Annotated in this window: 15 protein-coding genes; 7 read left to right on the top strand and 8 right to left on the bottom strand. The window is 65.4% G+C overall.

Annotated elements, in window-relative coordinates:
* Both ACQR0Z_RS23620 and ACQR0Z_RS23625 read left to right on the top strand, forming a co-directional pair.
* Positions 1-954, top strand: a complete 954-nt coding sequence (locus ACQR0Z_RS23620; protein WP_434857225.1) for a DMT family transporter — start codon at positions 1-3, stop codon at positions 952-954.
* Positions 955-1,159: 205 nt separating this feature from the next.
* Positions 1,160-2,332 carry a fumarylacetoacetate hydrolase family protein gene (locus ACQR0Z_RS23625; protein WP_434920236.1) on the top strand — a complete coding sequence of 391 codons (1,173 nt, stop codon included), beginning with the start codon at positions 1,160-1,162 and terminating at the stop codon, positions 2,330-2,332.
* A 130-nt stretch (positions 2,333-2,462) separates the two neighbouring features.
* On the opposite strand, the gene ACQR0Z_RS23630 is transcribed toward ACQR0Z_RS23625, so the two are convergent.
* From ACQR0Z_RS23630 to ACQR0Z_RS23645, 4 genes are all read right to left on the bottom strand, one after another.
* A complete protein-coding gene (locus ACQR0Z_RS23630) occupies positions 2,463-3,413 on the bottom strand; it encodes a hypothetical protein (protein ID WP_434920237.1) in 951 nt (316 codons plus the stop codon).
* 739 nt (positions 3,414-4,152) lie between these two features.
* Positions 4,153-5,409, bottom strand: coding sequence for a 2Fe-2S iron-sulfur cluster-binding protein (locus tag ACQR0Z_RS23635; RefSeq protein WP_434862090.1), 1,257 nt, complete (start codon positions 5,407-5,409; stop codon positions 4,153-4,155).
* A 57-nt stretch (positions 5,410-5,466) separates the two neighbouring features.
* On the bottom strand, positions 5,467-6,648 hold the full coding sequence (locus ACQR0Z_RS23640; RefSeq protein ID WP_434920238.1) for a ferredoxin: 1,182 nt from the start codon (positions 6,646-6,648) through the stop codon (positions 5,467-5,469).
* Positions 6,649-8,250: 1,602 nt separating this feature from the next.
* Positions 8,251-8,712 carry an Lrp/AsnC family transcriptional regulator gene (locus ACQR0Z_RS23645; RefSeq protein WP_006613390.1) on the bottom strand — a complete coding sequence of 154 codons (462 nt, stop codon included), beginning with the start codon at positions 8,710-8,712 and terminating at the stop codon, positions 8,251-8,253.
* 142 nt (positions 8,713-8,854) lie between these two features.
* Here ACQR0Z_RS23645 and ACQR0Z_RS23650 point away from each other — a divergent pair, with 142 nt between their 5' ends.
* Both ACQR0Z_RS23650 and ACQR0Z_RS23655 read left to right on the top strand, forming a co-directional pair.
* Complete coding sequence (locus tag ACQR0Z_RS23650; RefSeq protein WP_434920239.1) at positions 8,855-11,254, top strand: transketolase; 2,400 nt, start codon at positions 8,855-8,857, stop codon at positions 11,252-11,254.
* Between the two features lie 491 nt (positions 11,255-11,745).
* Positions 11,746-13,176 (top strand): aldehyde dehydrogenase family protein, encoded by a 1,431-nt coding sequence (locus ACQR0Z_RS23655; protein WP_434920240.1) that lies wholly within the window; start codon positions 11,746-11,748, stop codon positions 13,174-13,176.
* Positions 13,177-13,306: 130 nt separating this feature from the next.
* Here the strand turns inward: ACQR0Z_RS23655 and ACQR0Z_RS23660 are convergent, their stop codons facing one another.
* Entirely contained in the window at positions 13,307-14,275 is a 969-nt protein-coding gene (locus ACQR0Z_RS23660) for an SMP-30/gluconolactonase/LRE family protein (RefSeq protein WP_434920241.1), read from the bottom strand.
* A gap of 89 nt (positions 14,276-14,364) precedes the next feature.
* Here ACQR0Z_RS23660 and ACQR0Z_RS23665 point away from each other — a divergent pair, with 89 nt between their 5' ends.
* Positions 14,365-15,183 carry an NAD-dependent epimerase/dehydratase family protein gene (locus ACQR0Z_RS23665; RefSeq protein ID WP_434920242.1) on the top strand — a complete coding sequence of 273 codons (819 nt, stop codon included), beginning with the start codon at positions 14,365-14,367 and terminating at the stop codon, positions 15,181-15,183.
* A gap of 135 nt (positions 15,184-15,318) precedes the next feature.
* The gene (locus ACQR0Z_RS23670; RefSeq protein WP_434920243.1) at positions 15,319-17,025 is read left to right on the top strand and encodes an IlvD/Edd family dehydratase; all 1,707 of its coding nucleotides are present in this window, start codon (positions 15,319-15,321) and stop codon (positions 17,023-17,025) included.
* An 8-nt stretch (positions 17,026-17,033) separates the two neighbouring features.
* On the opposite strand, the gene ACQR0Z_RS23675 is transcribed toward ACQR0Z_RS23670, so the two are convergent.
* Positions 17,034-17,819, bottom strand: a complete 786-nt coding sequence (locus ACQR0Z_RS23675) for an enoyl-CoA hydratase/isomerase family protein (RefSeq protein WP_434920244.1) — start codon at positions 17,817-17,819, stop codon at positions 17,034-17,036.
* Positions 17,820-17,969: 150 nt separating this feature from the next.
* Between ACQR0Z_RS23675 and ACQR0Z_RS23680 the strand changes: the two genes are divergently transcribed.
* Positions 17,970-19,205, top strand: a complete 1,236-nt coding sequence (locus ACQR0Z_RS23680; RefSeq protein ID WP_434920245.1) for an NAD(P)/FAD-dependent oxidoreductase — start codon at positions 17,970-17,972, stop codon at positions 19,203-19,205.
* On the opposite strand, the gene ACQR0Z_RS23685 is transcribed toward ACQR0Z_RS23680, so the two are convergent.
* Both ACQR0Z_RS23685 and ACQR0Z_RS23690 read right to left on the bottom strand, forming a co-directional pair.
* Positions 19,202-20,110, bottom strand: coding sequence for a ribokinase (locus ACQR0Z_RS23685; protein WP_434920246.1), 909 nt, complete (start codon positions 20,108-20,110; stop codon positions 19,202-19,204). The two genes, ACQR0Z_RS23680 and ACQR0Z_RS23685, sit on opposite strands and share 4 nt — an antisense overlap.
* Before the next feature lie 21 nt (positions 20,111-20,131).
* Entirely contained in the window at positions 20,132-21,025 is an 894-nt protein-coding gene (locus ACQR0Z_RS23690) for a sugar kinase (protein ID WP_434920247.1), read from the bottom strand.
* Positions 21,026-21,119: the final 94 nt, after the last annotated feature.

Genomic DNA, 21,119 nt, shown 5'->3' on the forward strand with positions numbered 1-21,119 from the left:
GTGCCGACCTCCGTGCAGCAGAAGCCCGCCGCTTCGCCCAAGCGTGCGCCCGCACGCGCCGACCGCCCGTTCCGCGGCATCGCGCTGATCTTGCTCTCGACCGTGTTCCTCGGCACCTCGGACGTCACGGCGAAATATCTCTCCAAGACGTTGCCCTCGATCGAGATCACCTGGATCCGCTTCGTGGTGTTCGCGCTGATCATGGTGCCGGCGATGATCCCGGCCTCGCCGCTGTTCGCGATGCGCACCGAGCGGGTCGGGTTCCATCTGCTGCGCGGCGTCGCGCTGCTCGGCTCGTCGATCATGTTCATCTCCGGCCTGCGCTATCTGCCGATCGCGGAAGCCTCGGCCACCGGCTTCGTCGCGCCGCTGTTCGTCACGGCGCTGTCGATCGTTTTCCTCAGCGAGAAGGTCGGCCTGCGCCGCTGGATCGCGACCGCCGTCGGCCTGTTCGGCGTGCTGATCATCCTGCGCCCGGGCACCGGCGCCTTCCATCTCGCCGCGCTGTTTCCGATCGCCTCGGCGTTCGCCTGGGCCTGCACCCTGATCATGACGCGGATGATGAGTGGTCGCGAGCATGCCATCACCATCATGACCTATTCGTCGATCGCCGGCGTCTGCCTGCTCTCGGCGATGGTGCCGTTCGTCTGGGTGACGCCGTCCTGGCAGGACATCGGCTTCGGCGTGCTGGTCGGCGTCGCCTCGACCATGGGGCAGTGGATCGTCGTGCTCGCCTTCCGTTATGCCGACGCCTCGGTGCTGGCGCCGTTCTCCTACACCCAGCTGTTGTGGGTCAGCATCCTCGGCTTCCTGGTGTTCGGCGAACTGCCGGATGTCTGGACCATCGTCGGCGCCGCCTTCATCGTTTCCAGCGGCCTCTACACCGCCCATCGCGAGCGCGTCCGCCGCTCGCAACTGCTGCAAGTCGCCGGCGAGAGCTCGCCGAATCCCTGAGCCTCCACGCCCGTCATTCCGGGGCGAGGCCGAAGGCCTCGAACCCGGAATCTCGAGCTTGTCTTGCTCCCGCGTCTCATCTCGGGATTCCGGGTTCAAGGCCTCTCGGCCTTGCCCCGGAATGACCGAGCGTGTGGCTTGGAGTTGGCTCCAGCCGATGCTACCTCTGCTCCCGAGCAACAAGAACAATGGGGAGCACGCCGCGATGATCGATCTGACGCCCGAGACCGTATTGCCTGATGACGGCGCCAGCGGCACGCTGGTCGGCCGGGTCTGGCGCCCCGAGGCCGACGGCCCGGCCGTGGTCGCTGTGCGCGCCGATGGCGTTTATGACGTCACCTCGGCCTTCCCGACCGTCACCGCGCTCTGCGAGCACGACGATCCCGCCGCGGCGCTGAATGCGATGAAGGGCGAGCGCATCGGCGACCTCGCCGCCATTCTCGCCAACACGCCCCCGGATCGCCGCGATCCCGCCAAGCCGTGGCTGCTCGCGCCGGTCGATCTACAGGTGCTCAAGGCCGCCGGCGTCACCTTCGCGATCTCGATGCTGGAGCGCGTGATCGAGGAGCGCGCGCGCGGCAATCCGGCCTCGGCCGAGGCGATCCGGAAAGAGGTCGTGCGCCTGGTCGGCGACGATTTCTCCAAGCTCAAGCCGGGCTCGGAGCAGGCGATGCATCTCAAGCAGGTGCTGATCGAGCAGAACGCCTGGAGCCAGTATCTGGAGGTCGGCATCGGCCCCGACGCCGAGGTGTTCACCAAGGCGCCGACCCTGTCGTCGGTCGGCACCGGCATGGACGCCGGCCTGCATCCGAAATCGACCTGGAACAACCCGGAGCCGGAGGTCGTGCTGGTGGTGTCGAGCCGCGGTACGATCGTCGGCGCGACGCTCGGCAACGACGTCAATCTGCGCGACTTCGAGGGCCGCTCGGCGCTCTTGTTGTCTAAGGCCAAGGACAACAATGCCTCCTGCGCCATCGGCCCGTTGCTGCGCCTGTTCGACAAGAGCTTCACGCTGGATGATGTTCGCAAGATGGACGTCGCGCTCAACGTCACCGGCAGCGACGGCTTCGTGCTCGACGGCCATTCCTCGATCAGCAAGATCAGCCGCGATCCGACCGATCTCGTCGCGCAGACCATCGGCGCCGTGCATCAATATCCCGACGGTTTCGCGCTGTTCCTCGGCACGATGTTCGCCCCCGTGAAGGACCGCGACGCGCCGGGCCAGGGGTTCACGCACAAGCGCGACGACATCGTCACCATCTCCGCGCCCCAGCTCGGCCGCCTCGTCAACCGCATGCGCAACAGCGACGAATGCGAGCCCTGGACGTTCGGCGTGAGTGCGCTGATGCGGAGTCTCGCGCGGCGGAAGCTGATCTGAGGTACGGCGGCTTCCACAAACTCGGTGTCATTCCGGGGCGCGCGACAGCGCGAGCCCGGAATCCATACGCCGCAGCAATGATGAGTGAGGCCCATGCAGTGACAGGCAACTCGTCATTTGCGCGCGGTTGTTACAACTTGGCTCGAAAGCTGTCGACCATGGTACGAAACTCAGGCGCGATGGCGTCAAACCGCTCGGAAAGAGCGGAGCCCATCATCACGACCGGACGTCCGCCAGGATAGAGAACAACAATCAAGTAGCTTCGCTGCTGGCCGCCGGACTGTTTACCCCGCCCTAGGAACTCGAATCCGGCGACACCTGCGACCTCAACGGGCTTTCCGCTCAAGATGCTCTTGTCGGAAATTGCACGAGACGTCAGAAACTGATTCTCGCCAAATTGCCGTTGATCTGCAGGGGCGACCGGCGCGTCGCCGGCCAACGTGGTGATGAAGACCGCATCGTCGATCTGTCCGTTCGGAGGCGGCGGGCTCTCTTTGAGCATCAAGGATCGTCCGCTGACTGGTAAGCGATATTTGAAGCGCGATGTCGGTTGAACCGAAAACGGCAGCGCCGCGATCGGATCGACCGAAGCCGCAGTGGCGATGCGCACACTCGCCAAGGCGGTGCGGATGGCAGCGTCCGTCAGACCGGCGGCGGGTGATTTGGCGACCGTAACAGTGACTGATCCGACAAAATCCTTGGCGTCGAAGAAGAGCAGCCATTTGTCATAAACCTCGCTGCCGACAGGCTGCTCTGCTCGTGCCATCAGGTGGTCGTAAGGAAACTTGTCGATTTGCTCAGTTGCCAGCAGGCGCATGCCGTGTTGGGCCATCGCGCCGGACGATAGGCCGCGGCGGATCTGCTCAAGTCCACCGGCTGGCATCTCCGTCATGACAATCGATGCCTTTTGGGCGGGAGCGACGAAACCGGTGAAGCTGGACGAAGCAGCGAAGCCGGCCGGAAGTTCGATTCCGATGCGACTGCCTTTAGGAGTAACAATTTCGGTTGCAACCGACTTTGTGGACAGAATTGGTATGAACGCAAGCAGCCAAAACGAGAGGGCAACAGTCCAACGTCTCATCAGAAATCGTCCTTTTACACGTAGTCCGAAAAGCTACATTGCTTGCTGAACGGATGGCAAGTGCCGAAGAAGCATGCTGCTAATCGATCCGCATCATAGACCAATCACGCTGCGACTGCAGGAAACAAGGCTCTGATCCAAATTCGCCATGCCGATCGTGATTTCTCCAGGCGGGACGCTCTCGCCAAGTAGCGCGCGGCGAGGGACTGCCGGTCCGCCGAGAAGCGATGAACATGAGCCATTGTGTTTTCACATCGGCATTTACAGACGCAGCCTCACTTAGTGCGCGCTGATCGGCGCGCAGCCTTCCAGAACTGGTCGTCATTGCGGGGCGCGCGACAGCGCGCGCGGAATCCATACGCAGCAGCGCTCGTGAGTAAGGCGATTCGGGCGACAAACGTGGCCTGTCACGTCCGCTCGTGGTTATGGACTCCGGGCTCGCTCGCTCTTGCGAGCGCCCCGGAGTGACAGCGGGTTTGGAGTTGCCGCTGCTGCCCCCCTGACACATGCAGGGCTGCCGCATATGGAAATCCTGAGCTGTCGCGACGAGCGATGCTGTAAGTTGGGTTACTCCGTCATGCCCGGGCTTGTCCCGGGCATCCACGTCGTTCCGAGCACACCGTAGGACGTGGATGGCCGGGACAGGCCCGGCCATGACGATGTGGAGAGACAGGGGCCCAACTGCGACGTCGCCTCGCTTTCAAAATCGTTGTCGAACTAGCAATGCCGATACGCCGCCTTACGCATGCCCCGACGCCATCTGCCCCGCGGCGCGGCGGGGGCGCTCGGAGACCTGCTCGCCCAGCGCGCGCTCGCGGACCAGCGACAGCGCGTGGTCGCGTTCGGCGGCCGTGCTGCGGCGGGGCTCGGCAACACGGGGCAGGACCATGTCGTCCTCGATCGGGTCCTTCGGCACCAGCGACAGCGCCCGGGCGAACGGATCGAGCGAGGCATCGTGGCCCTTGCCGCTGTCGCGGCTCGGCTCCGGCTCGGCGGGACGCCGCGCGACCAGTGTCTTGATGCGGCCGAGGATGCCGGACGGCGCCTCGTGCGGAGCGGACTCGAACGGATCGGCATAGAACGTCGCGCCAGCCTTCTCCACCATGCCGGCAAGCGCGGTGACCATGCGCGGCGAGCCGCAGGCATAGACCACGTCGGAGGCCGTCAGCGTCGGCATCGCCGGCTCGATGCGTCCGGTGCGGATCGAGGGGTGATTGATGGGACCTTCCTCCACGGTCGGGATCACCGTGACGTTCGGCAGCCGCGCGAGCTGCGCCAGGATCGGCGTCATGTAGAGCTGCGGCAGCTTCTTGGCGCCGGCGATGATCACCATGGGGCGGCTGCGGTTCTCGCGCAGCGCCATCGCCGCGATCGCCCAGATCGGCGCGAAGCCGGTGCCGCTGCCGGCGAGCACCAGGCGCCCGGTGCCGCCCGGCCGCAGGAACGCATGACCATACGGCCCCTGGATGCGCAGCCGATGCCCGGGGCGAATGCCGTTGCCGAGCGCCTGCGTGACGCGGCCGCCGCGTACCTTCTTGATGTTGAGATGGATGACGCGGCCGCCGATGCGGCCGTCGAACGACGCGGTAGGGCTGTAGGCGCGCGCCGGATAGCCGGCGAAGGTGAACTTGAAGTACTGGCCCGGCAGGTAGCTGATGCTCTTCTCCGGCGCGATCATCAGCTCCATGATATCGGGCGCGACCTCGCGCAGGCCCACCAGCCGCGCCTTGCTGATGTCGATCTCCGGCACGTCCTCCACCTCGACGTCGAGGTCGGAGACGACGCGCGCCTGGCACGCATAGATCATCCCTTGTGTATGCGTCTCGCCGCACACCGTCTGTCCCTTGGCGACGTGAACCATGCAGGTGCCGCAGGTGCCCGCGCGGCAGTCGAACGGAATCTCGACGCCGTTGGCGAGCGCGCCGTCGAGCAGCACGTCACCCGCGCGAAGGCGGAACTGGCGGCCTTTGACGGTGACGGTCCTGAAGTTCGACATGATCAACTCCTCGCTCGATACGCTATTGACGGTGTGGGCTGTCGTGACGCCGCGGGATCAGGCCTTGCCGGGCGAGACGCGGATCAGGTTCTTGTTGGCTGTGCTCTCGAACCGGCTCGACCAGTAGTTCGACGCCATCACCGGCCGCTTCAGCCAGCTTACCTTCGGATTCCGCAGCACCAGGAACCAGAAGAAGAACGGCGTCGTGACGAGATGCGAGACCAGCGGAAACCAGTCCGGCAGCAAGGAGGCCGGACCGGGTAGGCGATACCAATAATAGGTGCTGATCGCGGTGGCTGCGAAGATGCGGTGCATCCGCGTCCGCGACGCGGGCTTGTAGCGCAAGACGTGCTCACCGATCTTGAAGATGATGTAGCTGATGATCGCAGCGACGAACGGCCACGCATAGGCCGAGATGATCTCGGCCTGTCCGACCTGCTGTGGTGGATAGTCCGGCACCTGGAACCAGCCCCAGACGAAGCCGGGGAAGCTGCCGATCAGGAAGTTGCCGAGGAACTGCTGGACTTTCGTCGGCACGCCCGCGGTCGGCGTCAGCTCGGGCGTGGAGTCGGGGCAGGGATTGCTGCAGGCTTCGCAGATATTGCAGCGGGCGTTCTTGAAGGTGAGGGCCGGATTAGTGCCATAGAGGCGCTCGACGGGATGGATCGGGCACAGCGACGTGCACCAGCCCGAGCGCATCTCGAACACCGAGCCCATCGCGAACGCCATGAACGCGGCCGACAGCAGCATCAGCGCGGTCAGCGGGCCATCGACATTCAGGCCGATGCGCCGCATCGGCACGACGATGAACAGCAGCGTCACGCTCACCACCGCAAGCGTCGCTGCGCCCCATTCGGGCATGCGGATATTCTGCGAGATGCCCATCTTGTTGGGCAGCAGATGAAACGTCGCCATCGGGCAGATGTTGCGCCACAGGCCCGGCGAGATCGTCACCAGCGCCGGCGCGACCGGGATCAGAAGATTCCACATCAGCGCGATGCCGAGCGGCGGAAAGAACAGCAGCAGGTTCACCAGGAGAACACCGACGACCAGCATGACCGTCTGCATCGTCAGCCAGAACCGCCGCTCGGCGCGCCCCGTGCTGCGGCTGCCCGGCTGCGCCGCCGGTTGATACTTCGCGGGGGCCACCTTGACGGCCACATGGGCGAGCGGCGGGGCGTCTCCATACTGCGAACCGAAATCGTACCGGGGCGAACGTTGGGCGCTGTTGTTTGGCATTGCTTTCCAGGACGCGTTGTTCTGCACGATCGCGCCGACGTCACGATCCCAGGAGCTGGACTTGTTAGTCCGACAATTCCTGTCAGTTCGTGTCTCAGCGCATGCTGTGCTGCAGAATCTGACGGCGAGATGTGGCGCTTTTTGACGGCCAATATGGACGTCCCTGGGCCATGCTGCGGTTGGGTTGCGGCCGTTTGATCTGGATCAAACCGAGGAACATCAAGGATTTGATCGGGATCTGGAGAGGTTTTTGCGAGGCGTTTGATCTGGATCAATGACGGCCTTCAGTGTGACAGATCATGGGCCCGATCGAGTTCGATCTTGACCCTCATTCGGAGTGCGCTGATGGGGGCATCTCGCTCTATCGCACGTCATGACCGCCACTCCTCACCCTGAGGAGACCGCCTCAAGGCGGTCGTCTCGAAGGGCGAGGCCTCGCTGGGGCCTCATGGTTCGAGACGCGCCGCGAGGGACGCTCGTAGTTCGCATTGACTTGCTTGGCGCGGCGCTCCTCACCATGAGGAGAGGCTTCGAGGGCGGCGCCGCACACGGGATCATGGGAACGTCAGCCGGCGTCTTCATTCGGAACAGCGATCGCCGAGGCTGACTGTCGGGAGATGTGACGATGTGACTGCTCGACGGGCAAATCAGTTGCCCGCTGCAAAACCTGTCCAGCCCTGGCTGCAAAAATAAACCGCTTGTCGACTTCGTAAAATCAGCATTATGATTTGATCGTTCCGTTGCGTCGGAGGGGACGTATCGCGGTCGTCACGGACGTCGGCAGCGGAATGCGGTGGGCGTGTGTCGTTGCAGCGTGATCATTCGCGCCGACGAACAAGGATGCACGCACGGTCAAGTCGCACGGTCCTGACACCCCGATGCTGGTGTCACGCTTGTGCCGGCGCTCACGCGCCGCACGGGCAACGGTGGCCAGAAAGCCCGGCGCACCGGGGAGAATGCGAAGCAGCCGTTCAAACCATCGCGCAGGGAGGGCCGGGCGTTCTCGGCCAGACCTGTGGTACCCACCGCCTGCATATTTTTCCGCAGGCGGGCCACGGGCGCGGCCAGCGCCCGGCCTTCCCTGCGCCCTTCACTGACAAAAGGGCGATGATCAGCATGACCCGGGCGAAGTGCGTCGCGGGACGGCGAACGCATGTGGTGATGATGCGGATGAATCCTGCGCTCGTGTGGCGCTTCAGATGCTTGTGGCAATTCCATCGACACGACAAAGGTCGTCATTCCGGGACGCGACGCGCAGCGGCGCGGGCCCGGAATCCATACTCCCGATCGTGGTTATGGATTCCGGGCTCGCGCTCCGCGCGCCCCGGAATGACGGAGGAGAGAGATGAGCACATGCGCGCATACCTTTATGCGGGGCAAGACACATCGCACGAGGGAGTCCAGGCGCCTCAGCCAGCTCCGCTGTCGTCCCGGACAAGCCCGGCAACGCGCAGCGTTGTCGGGCGCCGATCCGGGACCCATACCCCCAGGGAGGAGTTCGTGGCTGGATGGCCATTGGCCTTTTCCCGCCTCACAACCGCCACGGAGTATGGGTCCCGGCGTTCGCCGGGACGACGGCGGTGGGCGGGGAGGCGGCTTGGCTCACACCGGCAATGCGATCGAGTACTTCACCTGGCTCAGCGCGAAGCTCGACTCGATCGACGCTATGCCGTCGAGCCGTGTCAGCTTGGTCTTCAGGAACGCCTCATACGACGACAGATCGGCCGCGACCACGCGCAGCAGGTAGTCGCGGTTGCCGGTCATCAGATAGCACTCCAGCACTTCGGGCCAGGCCGAGATCGCCTTCTCGAAGCGCTTGAGATCCTCCTCCTTCTGACGCGCCAGCTTGATCGAGATGAAGACCGAAACGTGAAGCCCCAGCGCCTTCTGGTCGACGGTGGCGAGATAGCGGGTGATGACGCCGCGCTCCTCCAAGAGCTTGACGCGGCGGTGGCAGGGCGAGACCGACAGGCCAACCTTGTCGGCGAGCTCCTGCATGGTGATGCGGCCGTCGGCCTGGAGGTGGCCGAGGATCTTGCGGTCGATGGCGTCGAGGTCGGGCATTGGGATAGGGTACCGGAAATGGTCGATATGGTAGGAAATTATCCCAATAATGACCCGCCGTGCGCGAAAATTTGAGAATTATGGCCGCTCCCGCGGGATTAAAGTCAACGAATCCACCGAACGCCCCTGGGAGCCGCGCGCCATGGCCAAGCCATCCGCATTGACGCCATCCGCATCAACGCCATCCGCATCGTCAGACCGTCTCGCCATCCTGAACGCGCTGACCCGCAAGGCGCTGTGGCTGTCGTCCTGGACCATTCATCACGCCAACCACATCCGGCCGAACGTCGATGGCCTCAAGGTCGGCGGCCACCAGGCGTCCTCGGCCTCGCTCGCGACCATCATGTCGGCGCTGTACTTCTCGGTGCTGCGTCCCGAGGACCGCGTCGCGGTCAAGCCGCATGCGAGTCCCGTCTTCCACGCCATTCAATATCTGTTCGGCCGCCAGACGAAGGAGAAGCTGGAGAATTTCCGCGGCTTCAAGGGCGCGCAGTCCTATCCATCGCGCACCAAGGATGTCGACGACGTCGACTTCTCCACCGGCTCGGTCGGCCTCGGCGTGGCGCAGACGCTGTTCTCCTCGCTGGTGCAGGACTACGTCAAGGCGCATGGCTGGATGAAGGACCGCCGCGAGGGCCGCATGATCGCGCTGGTCGGCGACGCCGAGATGGATGAGGGCAACATCTTCGAGGCCCTGGCCGAGGGCTGGAAGCACGGCCTGCGCAACACCTGGTGGATTGTCGACTACAACCGCCAGAGCCTCGATGCCGTGGTGCGCGAGGGTCTCTGGGAGAAGTTCGAGACCATGTTCCGCAATTTCGGCTGGGACGTGGTGATCGTGAAATACGGCCGGCTGATGCGCGAGGCGTTCGCCGAGGCCGGCGGCGAGGCGCTGCGCCGCTGGATCGACAACTGCCCCAATGCGCTGTACGCGGCGCTGTGCTTCCAGGGTGGGGCTGCCTTCCGCAAGCACATCCAGGACGAGATCGGCGACCAGGGCGACGTGACGCGGCTGCTGGACAAGCGCAGCGACGACGAGCTGCTGGCGCTGATGTCCAATCTCGGCGGCCACGACATGGCGAGCATGCTGGAGGCGTTCGAGTCCATCGACCACGACCGCCCGGTCTGCTTCATCGCCTACACCATCAAGGGCGTCGGCCTGCCGTTCCAGGGCCACAAGGACAACCACGCCGGCCTGATGACGGTCGCGCAGATGGAGACCTGGCGTGCGCAGCAGAACATCCGCCCGGGCCATGAGTGGGACAAGTTCGAGGGCCTGACGCAGGATGCCGCCACGCTGGAGGCGTTCCTCAAGTCGGTGCCGTTCAACCGCGATGGCCGCCGGCTGGACGATGCCGTCTTCGACGTGCCGGAGCGGCTGACCTTCACGGCGGCGGCGCAGATGTCGACGCAGCAGGGCTTTGGCCTGATCCTCAACGACCTCGCCCGCAGCGACAGCGCGATGGCCTCGCGGATCGTGACGTCGTCGCCGGACGTGACCGTCTCGACCAATCTCGGCGCCTGGGTCAACCGCCGCGGCCTGTTCGCGCATGCCGAGAAGGCCGATCTGTTCCGCAGCGAGAAGATCCCCTCGACCTTCAACTGGGCGGCGTCGCCGAAGGGCCAGCACATCGAGCTCGGCATCGCCGAGATGAACCTGTTCATCATGGCCTCGGCGCTCGGCCTGTCGCATTCGATCAACGGCGCGCGGCTGCTGCCGATCGTGACCTTGTACGATCCCTTCATCGAGCGCGGCCTCGATGCGCTGAATTACGCCTGCTATCAGGACGCGCGTTTCATGGTCGTGGCGACGCCGTCGGGCGTCACGCTCGCGCCGGAGGGCGGCGCGCACCAGTCGATCGCGACGCCGCTGATCGGCATGGCGCAGGATGGCCTGTCGTCGTTCGAGCCGGCCTTCGTCGACGAGCTCGCCGCGATCATGAAGTGGGGCTTTGCCCACATGCAGGCCGCGCCGGGCGAGGGCGGCTCGGTCTACCTTCGGCTGTCGACGCGCCCGGTCGACCAGCCGCAGCGGATCATGACGCCGGAGCTGGAAGCCGATATCGCCGCCGGCGCCTATTGGCTGCGCAAGCCGGGGCCGAACGCGGAGGTGATCATTGCCTATACCGGGACGGTCGCGCCGGAAGCGATCGAGGCCACCGGGCTGATCGGCGAATCCCGCCGCGACGTCGGCCTGCTGGCGATCACCTCGGCGGACCGCCTGCATGCCGGCTGGACCGCCGCGCGCAGCCTGCGGCGGCATCGCCGCGGCGTGCAGCATCTCAGCCATATCGAGCAGTTGCTTGCCCCGCTGCCGCGCGATTGCGGCATCGTCACCGTTATTGACGGTCATCCGGCGACGCTCGGCTGGCTCGGCTCGGTGCGCGGCCATCGCGTCGAGGCGCTGGGTGTCGAGAAGTTCGGCCAGACCGGCACGATCGACGATCTCTATCGCCACAACGGCATGGACGCGAACGCGATCATCGACGCCGCCGAGAGCCTGACCGGCGCGCCGGTCAGGCATCGCAAGATGGCGGTGTGAGGGTGGCCAAAAAACGAGGACGCCGCCTCCCTCACCTGGGGTGCGGGAGACGGCGTCGCAACTTGGATCAAATGTCTACGTACTGAAAGGCCACGCAATAAGGACAGGCGAAAATATCAGCTTCTGAAATGATGTCGGCATCCTTTCGAGATGCCGCGATGTCTATGGAGGACAAGTTAGCGAGTGCGATTGGCGCGCGCTGTGAAGCAGTTCACATTTGGGCAGAAAATTTACGGGAGATGAATTCTGCGCTCCGGAATGACGCGATGGTCCGCCGGATCGGAGAAGACCGCTGTTTGCTGCGGCGCAAAATAGAGCGGCGACGAAACGCAGGCCGCTCGGCTTGCGCCGGTCGCGGCCTTGATCCTATATCCGCGGGACGCAACCCCGGTCCCCGCATGTGGCGGGTTCATCCCGCGGATCGCGCGTGCCAGGATGCCGGTCCGCGCGCAGCCGCTCCCCCATATGCTTCCACCTGAAGAGGTTTTCCGATGGTCAATCGCCTGCAATTCTACATCGACGGCGCCTGGGTCGATCCGGTCGTCAAGAAATCCACCCCGGTCGTCAATCCCGCGACCGAAGAGGCGATGTACGAGGTTGCGCTGGGCTCCAAGGCCGATGTCGACAAGGCCGTCGCCGCCGCCAAGCGCGCCTTCGAGACCTTTTCCCAGACGAGCCGCGAGGAGCGCGTCGCACTGCTCGAGAGGATCATCGCGATCTACAAGGGCCGCATGAAGGAGATCGGCGCCGCCGTCTCCGACGAGATGGGCGCGCCGCTGCCGATGGCGGAGAAGCTGCAGGCCGGCGCCGGCCTCGGCCATCTGATGTCGACGCTCGACGTGCTCAAGAAGTACGAGTTTGAGGAGACCTTGCCGTCGTCAGTGGTGGTGCGCGAGCCGGTCGGCGTCGTCGGCATGATCACGCCGTGGAATTGGCCGCTGAACCAGATCGCCTGCAAGGTCGCGCCGGCGCTGGCGGCGGGCTGCACCATGATCCTGAAGCCGTCGGAGTTCACCCCGACCTCGGCGCTGATCTTCGCCGAGATCCTGCATGAAGCCGGCGTTCCGAAGGGCGTGTTCAACCTGATCAACGGCCTCGGGCCGGAGGTCGGTGCCGCCATGAGCGAGCATCCGGACATCGACATGATCTCGTTTACCGGCTCGACCCGCGCCGGCATCGACGTCGCCAAGCGCGCCGCGCCGACCGTCAAGCGCGTCAGCCAGGAGCTCGGCGGCAAGTCGCCGAACGTGATCCTCGAAGGCTCCGACCTGACCAAGGCGGTCATCGGCGGCGTCATGCACATGTTCAACAATTCCGGCCAGTCCTGCAACGCGCCGTCGCGCATGATCGTGCCGGCTGCGCGGATGAAGGAAGTGGCTGCGATCGCCAAGGGCGTCGCCGACAAGACCAAGGCCGGCGATCCCCGCGGCGAGGGCACCACGATCGGACCGGTGGTCAATCGCGGCCAGTGGGACAAGATCCAGGCGCTGATCAACAAGGGCATCGAGGAGGGCGCGACCCTCGTCGCCGGCGGTCCGGGCCTGCCCGAGGGCGTCAACAAGGGCTTCTACGTCCGCCCGACGATCTTCGCCGACGTCAAGCCCGAGATGACCATCTCGCGCGAGGAGATCTTTGGGCCGGTGCTCGTCATCATCGGCGCGCAGGACGAGAACGAGGCGGTCAAGATCGCCAACGACACGCCCTATGGTCTCGCCGGCTACGTCACGGCGCCGACCATCGAGAAGGCCCGCGAGGTCGGCCGCAAGATCCGCGCCGGCAACGTCAACCTGCAGGGCGTCCCGAACGACCGCACCGCGCCGTTCGGCGGCTACAAGCAGTCCGGCAACGGCCGCGAGTGGGGCCGGTTCGGTCTCGAGGAGTACCTCGAGGTCAAGGCCGTCGCGGGCTACAACGCGGCTTGATCGGTCTCCGTCATTGCGAGCGCAGCGAAGCAATCCAGGGCCAGGAAGGAAGTCTGGATTGCTTCGTCGTGGAGCATGTCCTCGGGCTCGCCAGAGGCGAGACCCGGGGGCTCCTCGCAATTACGATCCATCACCCGCCCAGCGCGCCCTGCGTATTCACGTAGAGCGCGTAGATCGACTGGCTGGCGGCCATGAACAGGCGGTTGCGCTTGAGGCCGCCGAAGCAGACATTGGCGCAGCGCTCGGGCAGGGCGACGCGTCCGATCGGCGCGCCGTCCGGCGCGAACACCATGACGCCGTCGAGCTCAGGGCTGCCCATGCCCCAGCCGCACCAGAGATTGCCGTCGACGTCGCAGCGCATGCCGTCCGGCGTGCCCGGCCCGGCATCGATGTGGGCGCGCTTGTTGGCCAACTTTGTCCCGTCGGCCGAGACGTCATAGGCCAGGATCTTGCGCGTCGGTTGCCCGCGGGACTCGACGATGTAGAGGATGGATTCATCGGGCGAGAAGCACAGCCCGTTCGGCCCCAGCACGCCCTCAGCGACGATGCTCGCCTGGCCGGTCGCGCCGTCGATCCGGTACACGTGGGTGTCGATCTCCGGCTCGGCCTTGTAGCCCTCGTAATTGCCGAGCAGCCCGAAGGTCGGATCGGTGAACCAGATCGAGCCGTCGGACTTGACCACGACGTCGTTCGGCGAGTTCAGCCGCTTGCCGTCGAACGAGTCCATCAGCACGGTGATGGAGCCGTCGTATTCGGTCCGCGTCACGCGGCGGCCGCCATGCTCGCAGGTGACGAGCCGGCCGTGCCGATCCCTGGTGTTGCCATTGGCGAAATTGGACGGCTTGCGGAACACCGACACCGCGCCGGTCTCTTCTTCCCATTTGAGGATGCGCTGGTTGGGAATGTCGCTGCACAAGAGATAGCGCCCGTCGCCGAACCACACCGGTCCCTCGGCCCAGCGCAGGCCCGTGGCGAGACGTTCCACGGCCGACAGCTTGAGCCAGTATTTCTCGAAGCGCGGGTCGAGCGCCTGGATCGCGGGATCGGGATAGAAAGTGGCAGGGCGCCAGCCCTGCGTGTGAGCGTTTCCGTCGGACATTTGGCTGGTCCCGTTATTGTGCCCTGGCGATCTCTGCTATCATCGGCTTGTCACGACCGCAAACCTGCGGATCCAACACGAGGGATGAAATGCCACGTATCTTGATGACCGGTGCGAGCGGTGGAATCGGCACGTCTTTGCGGAAGCTGCTGCCGCCGATCTATCCGGACCTTCTGCTCAGCGACCTCAAACCGCCGGCCGATCTCTCCAGCCAGGAGACCTTCAAGGCGGCCGATCTTGCCGACCTCGCCCAAGTCGAGGCGCTGTGCGAAGGCGTCGACGGCATCATCCATTTCGGCGGCTATTCGGTCGAGGGCCCCTGGAACGACATCCTGCAGGCCAACATCATCGGCGGCTATAATTTGTTCGAGGCGGCACGCCGCAAGGGTGTGAAGCGGGTGGTGTTCGCCTCGTCGAACCACGCGGTCGGTTTCTATCCGCGCCACCGCAAGATCGACAATGATGTGCAGCCGCGCCCTGATGGCCGTTACGGCGTCAGCAAGGTGTTCGGCGAGGCGGTGGGCTCGCTCTATGCCGACAAGCATGGGCTGAAGGTGACGTGCCTGCGCATCGGCAATTTCGGCGAGAGGCCGCTCGACAAGCGACGGCTGTCGATCTGGCTGAAGCCCGAGGATCTCGTCCAGCTCTGCCGCATCGGTCTCGAACATCCGGACATCCACTTCGAGGTGCTGTACGGCGCGTCGCTCAACGAGCGCGCCTGGTGGGACAACCAGCGCGCCTATGATCTCGGCTACCGCCCGACCGGCCGCGCCGAGGATTTCCGCGAGCACGCCATGGCCGAGCAGGCCAAGCTACCCGCCGATCCGATCGGGGACTATTTCCAGGGCGGCGCGTTCTGCACCACGGAGTTCGACGCCGACACCAGCCGGATCATCGACTGGGGTTAATAAGACATCGTCATTCCGGGGCGCGTCCGCAGGGCGCGAACCCGGAATCTCGCAGTGAGAGTACAAACTAATTTCTGGATTCCGGGTTCGCGCTTCGCGCGCCCCGGAATGACGTAGACAACGAAAGAGAAGACCATGACCGATGGCTTGCGCAAGGGATTGACCGCTTACGGCGATGCCGGCTTCTCGCTGTTCCTGCGCAAGGCCTTCATCAAGGCCGCCGGTTATTCCGACGACGCGCTCGATCGTCCGATCGTCGGCATCACCAACACCTACAGCGACTACAATCCCTGCCACGGCAACGTGCCGCAGATCCTGGAGGCGGTGAAGCGCGGCGTCATGCTGTCGGGCGCGATGCCGTTCGTGTTTCCGACGATCTCGATCGCCGAGAGCTTTGCGCATCCGACCTCGATGTACCTGCGCAACCTGATGGCGATGGAAACCGAGGAGATGATCCGCGCGCAGCCGATGGATGCCGTGGTCGTCATCGGCGGCTGCGACAAGACGTTGCCGGCGCAGATCATGGCCGCGGTGTCGGCCGATCTGCCGACGGTGGTCATTCCTGTGGGGCCGATGGTCGTCGGTCATCATAAGGGCGAGGTGCTCGGTGCCTGCACCGATTGTCGCCGCTTGTGGGCGAAGTACCGCGCCGGCGAGATGGACGACAGCGAGATCGAGGCGGTCAACGGCCGGCTCGCGCCGTCGGTCGGCACCTGCATGGTGATGGGCACGGCCTCGACCATGGCCTGCATCACCGAGGCGCTCGGCCTGTCCCTGCCGATGAGCGCGACAATACCGGCACCGCATGCCGAGCGTTTCCGCTCGGCTGAGGCCAGCGGCCGGGTTGCGGCGGAAATGGCCAAGGCCAAGGGGCCGAAGCCGAGCGAGTTGCTGACGCCGGCCGCCTTCAAGAACGCGCAGGTGGTGATGCAGGCGATCGGCGGCTCGACCAACGGGCTCGTGCATCTCACCGCGATCGCGGGTCGCACGCCGCACAAGATTGATCTCGACGCCTTCGACAGGATTGGTCGCGAGGTGCCGGTGCTGGTCGATCTCAAGCCGTCCGGCGATCACTACATGGAGCACTTCCACCACGCTGGCGGCGTGCCAAAGCTGATGAAGCAGCTCGGCGATCTCATCGATCTCGACTGCCGCTCGATCACCGGCCAGTCGCTGCGCGAGATCGTTGCTGCCGCCGAGGACGTGCCTGGGCAGGACGTGGTCCGCTCGCGCGCCGACGCGATCAAGCCGGAAGGCGGCCTTGCCGTGCTCAGGGGCAACCTCGCGCCGCGTGGCGCCGTCATCAAGCATTCGGCCGCAAGCCCGAAGCTGCTCCAGCATACCGGCCGCGCGGTCGTGTTCGAGTCGGTTGAGGACATGACGTTGCGGGTCGATGATCCCGACCTCGATGTCTCGGCCGATGACGTGCTCGTGCTGCGGAATGCAGGACCTAAAGGCGCGCCCGGGATGCCGGAAGCGGGTTATCTGCCGATCCCCAAGAAGCTGGCGCGCGGCGGCACCAAGGACATGGTGCGGATTTCGGATGCGCGGATGAGCGGCACGGCGTTCGGCACCATCGTGCTGCACATCACGCCGGAATCGGCCGTCGGCGGCCCGCTGGCGCTGGTGCGGACCGGCGACAGGATCCGCCTCGATGTCGCCAAGCGCAGCATTGATCTGCTGGTCGACGACACAGAACTTCAGCGGCGACGCGCTGAGCTGAAGCCCGCGGCAACGCCTGACTGGGCCGAGCGCGGCTACGCGCATCTGTTTCATGAAACGATCCTGCAGGCCGATGACGGCTGCGATTTCGATTTCATGCGCAGGAAAGGGAAAAGTTGAGCGCAGTCCTACTTTCCCTTGCTGGTGAACCGCTTCACGGCCGCGCGGAATTCGTCGGTATGCATGCAGTTGACGATCGCGTCGCGCTCGGCGGCGAGTTGGTCCTCGACCGAGCTGGTCGGCGCCCGGTGGATCAGCGCCTTGGTCGCCGCGATTCCCGCCGCTGTATTCTGCGCCAGCCGCTGCGCGAGCGCATCCGTGGCGGCAGTGAGTTCGGAGACGGGGACGACTTTCGCGACCAAGCCCCATTCATAGGCTTGCGCGGCCGTAAAGCTGTCCTCGGCCAGGAATATCTGCAGCGCGCGCCGGACGCCTGCGGTGGCGACGACGCCAACCGTGCCGCCGCCATCGGGCGAGACGCCAAGCTTGGCATAGGCGGGCGTGAAGCGCGCCTCCTCCGCGGCGATGCAGAGGTCGGCGGCGAAGGCGAGCGACATCCCTGCACCGGCCGCGGAGCCGTGCACGCTCGCGAGCACGATCTTGGGCATGCGCCGCAGGCTCGCGATGAAGGCGTGGTAGTGATGCAGCAGCTCGCCCACGACGGGCGTGATGGTATCGGCCTCGGCCGCGGCGCCGATCGTCTGCAGGTCGCCGCCGGCGCAGAAGGCGCGGCCCTCGCCCTTGATCACCAGCACCCGGATGCTCGGATCGGCCTCGACCTGCGCAGCGAGACGCTCCAGGCGCTTGGCGATGGCGAGGTTGATGGCGTTGAACGCCGCCGGGCGGTCGAGCGTGATCGTGGCGATTGGGCCGTCAATGCTCAGGCGAGCGGGTTCCGCGGCTGCGTCCGACATTCAGTCCTCCCTCGTATCGTCGTTGCCGCATTTAAGGCGCACAGCGGCCCGGTGACAATGCCGGGGAAGTCTGCGACAAGGCGGTTCCGCTGGCGCGACGGGAGGTAAACCCGCAGCAGGCAAGGCTTGCAAACACGGGATATGGATCGAATGGGGCAGGGTGCTGTGACGAAGGGACCGGTGGTGATCGTGGGCGCGGGGCATGCGGGCTTCCAGCTCGCGACCTCGCTGCGTCAGGCAGGCTTTGCCGATCCCATCCATCTGATCAACGACGAGCCGCATCTGCCGTATCAGCGTCCGCCGCTGTCGAAGGCGTATCTCAAGGGCACCGGCGGCCCCGAGACGCTGATGTTTCGCCCGCAGAAGTTTTATGCCGACCAGACCGTCGACCTCGTCTATGATCGGGCCGTCGCGGTCCAGCGCGAGCAGCGCAAGGTGCTGCTTGCCTCGGGCAAGACGCTCGACTACGGCCACCTCGTATTCGCGACCGGCGCGCGCAACCGGCTGCTCGATATCCCCAATGCCAGCCTTCCGGCGGTCCGCTACCTGCGCATCCTCGACGACAGCGAAGCGCTGAGGAGCCTGCTCGGCGATGCCAAGCGGGTCGTCGTCATCGGCGCCGGCTTCATCGGCCTCGAATTCGCGGCCACCGCGCGCATCAAGGGCCTCGAGGTCGACGTGCTCGAGCTTGGCGCGCGCGTGATGGCGCGGGCCGTCACGGCGGAAATCTCCGACTACTTCCAGAAGCAGCATGCCGAGGCCGGCGTGCGCATCCATCTGGGTGTGCAGTCCACCAGCATCGAGGCCGACGGCACCAAGGTGACGGGCGTCAGCCTCAGCGACGGCCGGCACATCCCGGCGGACCTCGTGGTGGTCGGCGTCGGCGTGCTGCCGAATGTCGAGCTCGCGGCGGAGGCGGGATTGCAGGTCGCCTCGGGCATCGTGGTCGACGAGTACCTGCTGACCAGCGATCCGCACATCTCGGCGATCGGCGACTGCGCGCTGTTCAAAAGCCCGCGCTTCGGCGGAACGCTGCGGCTGGAGTCGGTGCAGAACGCCACCGATCACGCCCGCTGCGTCGCCGCGCGGTTGACCGGCGACGTCAAGCCGTATGACGGGCAGCCGTGGTTCTGGAGCGACCAGGCCAATGACAAGCTGCAGATCGCGGGGCTCACCACGGGCTATGACCAGGTCGTGCTGCGCGGGGACCCGGCGCAAAAGGCATTCTCCGCATTCTGCTACAAGGAAGGCCGGCTGGTCGGCATCGAGTCCGTCAATCGCGCCGGCGATCACATGTTCGGCCGCAAGCTGTTGGCTGCGGGCGGCACGATCGACGCGGCCAAGGCGGCTGATCCGAGCTTCGACCTGAAGAGCGCTCTCGCCTAGAGAGCCGCGCGCACCTCCTCTGCCGTCGGCATCGACGGGCCGGCGCCCATCCACTGCACGGAGATCGAGGCGGCGACATTGGCATAGGCGATCGCGTCCGCGATCCCCGCGCCTTGCGACAGCCGCGCCGCCAATGCGCCGACGAAGCAGTCGCCGGCGCCGGTGGTGTCGACGGCCTTCACCATGCGGCCCTCGACCAGCTTCGCGTCGCCGCCACGAACGGCGATCGCGCCGCGGGCGCCGAGGGTGACGCAGATGGTCTGGTCCGCGCGCGGATGGAGCCTCCCGACGGTCTCGACAACTTGCTGCGGCGTCGGCGTGTCGCCGAGTTCGACGCCGGACAAGAAGCCCAGTTCGGTCTCGTTGAGGACGAGGACGTCGACCAGCGCGAACAGTCCTTGAGCGAAGGTGGAAGCAGGAGCAGGGTTCAGGATCGTCGTCGCACCGGCGGCCTTCGCGCGCTGGAAGAACGCGGCGATGGTCGCTTGCGGGATCTCGAACTGGCTGACCGCCACGTCGCCAGCCGTCAACGCGATCCGCGCCGCATCATCGCTGCTCACCTCGGCATTGGCGCCGGGGATCACCACGATCATGTTGTCTGCATTCGCCAGCGTGATGATCGCCGTGCCCGTCGAGGCGCTTGCCGAGTCTCTCACCGCCGCGAGATCAATGCCTTGATCGGCGAGAAACGCCCGCAACTGCTCGCCGAACGCATCACGGCCAAGCCGGCCGATCATCACGGTCGGCGCGCCGAGCTTGGCCGCTGACACCGCCTGGTTGGCACCCTTGCCGCCGGGGAAGTACATCACCGACTGGCCCGCGACGGTTTCGCCGACGCGCGGATGACGCTCAGCCGTCGCCACGACATCCATGTTGATGCTGCCGGCAACGACGACCCGCCCCATCCGCTCTCTCCCCGACAGCCGCTAGACGCGGGCTTCGAATTCCTGCTTCACCAGCTCGATGTCGGCGAGCGTCGGCAGGCCGGCCTCGTTGCCGAGCTTCTGGATCTTGAACGTCGAGGCCGCGCGGGCAAACTCGAAATGCTCCTTCCAGCTCTTTGCGGGGTTGGCGAGATACGAGTACACATAGGCGCCATGGAACACGTCGCCGGCGCCGTTGGTGTCGATGACGCGCTCGCGCGGGATCGGATAGGCGGGCAACGTATGCACCGCGCCGACCTCGTCGTACCACAGCAGGCCCTTCTCGCCCTGGGTCACGCCGCCGATGCGGCAGCCGCGGCCCTTGAGGTAGTCGAGCATCTTCTCCGGCGTGAGATCCATCTGCTCGCACAGCCGCTCGGCGACGATGGCGACGTCGATGTATTCCAACAGCTCATGCGTATTGGTGCGCAGGCCGCCGCCGTCGAGCGAGGTCAGGATGCCGGCCTCGCGACAAAGCTTGGCATAGTGCAGCGCCGCATCAGGCTGGTGGCCATCGACATGCAGCGCCCGGCAATTGCCGAGATTGAGCAGCGGGAACGGATGGATGTGGGCATCGTCGCGGCAGCGCACGATGGCGCGCTTGCCGTCCTTGGGCATGATGAAGGACAGCGAGGAGGCGTTCACTTTCCGTGGATGTACGGAGATGCCGTATTTCGCGGTCATGTCCTGGAACATCCGCCCCAGCCAGTCATTCGCGATGGTGGCGATGAGGTCCGGCACAATGCCGAGTTTGGCGCAGCAAAATGCCGCAGTGACCGCATTGCCGCCGAACGAGACCGCGTAGTCGGAGGCGACGTGCTTCTCGTCTCCCGTCGGCATGTGGTCGGTAATGAACGTCACGTCGATGTAGGTCTGTCCGATAAAGAGGGCCTGCATTGGCATTTCTGTCTCACTAAGGGGGGATCGCGGCCCCGGCGCCGCAGATTAGCAAGCGGTTAAGGCGGATCAACGCTGAAATTCTTCGTCAAAT

The organism is Bradyrhizobium sp. HKCCYLS3077, from assembly GCF_051167555.1.
Taxonomy (GTDB): Bacteria; Pseudomonadota; Alphaproteobacteria; order Rhizobiales; family Xanthobacteraceae; genus Bradyrhizobium.

Excerpts from the sequence above, each read along its gene's own strand:
- ACQR0Z_RS23625 (WP_434920236.1), top strand. The coding sequence starts at position 1,160 with ATGATCGATCTGACGCCCGAGACCGTATTGCCTGATGACGGCGCCAGC.
- ACQR0Z_RS23630 (WP_434920237.1), bottom strand. The coding sequence starts at position 3,413 with ATGAGACGTTGGACTGTTGCCCTCTCGTTTTGGCTGCTTGCGTTCATA.
- ACQR0Z_RS23635 (WP_434862090.1), bottom strand. The coding sequence starts at position 5,409 with ATGTCGAACTTCAGGACCGTCACCGTCAAAGGCCGCCAGTTCCGCCTT.
- ACQR0Z_RS23640 (WP_434920238.1), bottom strand. The coding sequence starts at position 6,648 with ATGCCAAACAACAGCGCCCAACGTTCGCCCCGGTACGATTTCGGTTCG.
- ACQR0Z_RS23645 (WP_006613390.1), bottom strand. The coding sequence starts at position 8,712 with ATGCCCGACCTCGACGCCATCGACCGCAAGATCCTCGGCCACCTCCAG.
- ACQR0Z_RS23650 (WP_434920239.1), top strand. The coding sequence starts at position 8,855 with ATGGCCAAGCCATCCGCATTGACGCCATCCGCATCAACGCCATCCGCA.
- ACQR0Z_RS23655 (WP_434920240.1), top strand. The coding sequence starts at position 11,746 with ATGGTCAATCGCCTGCAATTCTACATCGACGGCGCCTGGGTCGATCCG.
- ACQR0Z_RS23660 (WP_434920241.1), bottom strand. The coding sequence starts at position 14,275 with ATGTCCGACGGAAACGCTCACACGCAGGGCTGGCGCCCTGCCACTTTC.
- ACQR0Z_RS23665 (WP_434920242.1), top strand. The coding sequence starts at position 14,365 with ATGCCACGTATCTTGATGACCGGTGCGAGCGGTGGAATCGGCACGTCT.
- ACQR0Z_RS23670 (WP_434920243.1), top strand. The coding sequence starts at position 15,319 with ATGACCGATGGCTTGCGCAAGGGATTGACCGCTTACGGCGATGCCGGC.
- ACQR0Z_RS23675 (WP_434920244.1), bottom strand. The coding sequence starts at position 17,819 with ATGTCGGACGCAGCCGCGGAACCCGCTCGCCTGAGCATTGACGGCCCA.
- ACQR0Z_RS23680 (WP_434920245.1), top strand. The coding sequence starts at position 17,970 with ATGGGGCAGGGTGCTGTGACGAAGGGACCGGTGGTGATCGTGGGCGCG.
- ACQR0Z_RS23685 (WP_434920246.1), bottom strand. The coding sequence starts at position 20,110 with ATGGGGCGGGTCGTCGTTGCCGGCAGCATCAACATGGATGTCGTGGCG.
- ACQR0Z_RS23690 (WP_434920247.1), bottom strand. The coding sequence starts at position 21,025 with ATGCAGGCCCTCTTTATCGGACAGACCTACATCGACGTGACGTTCATT.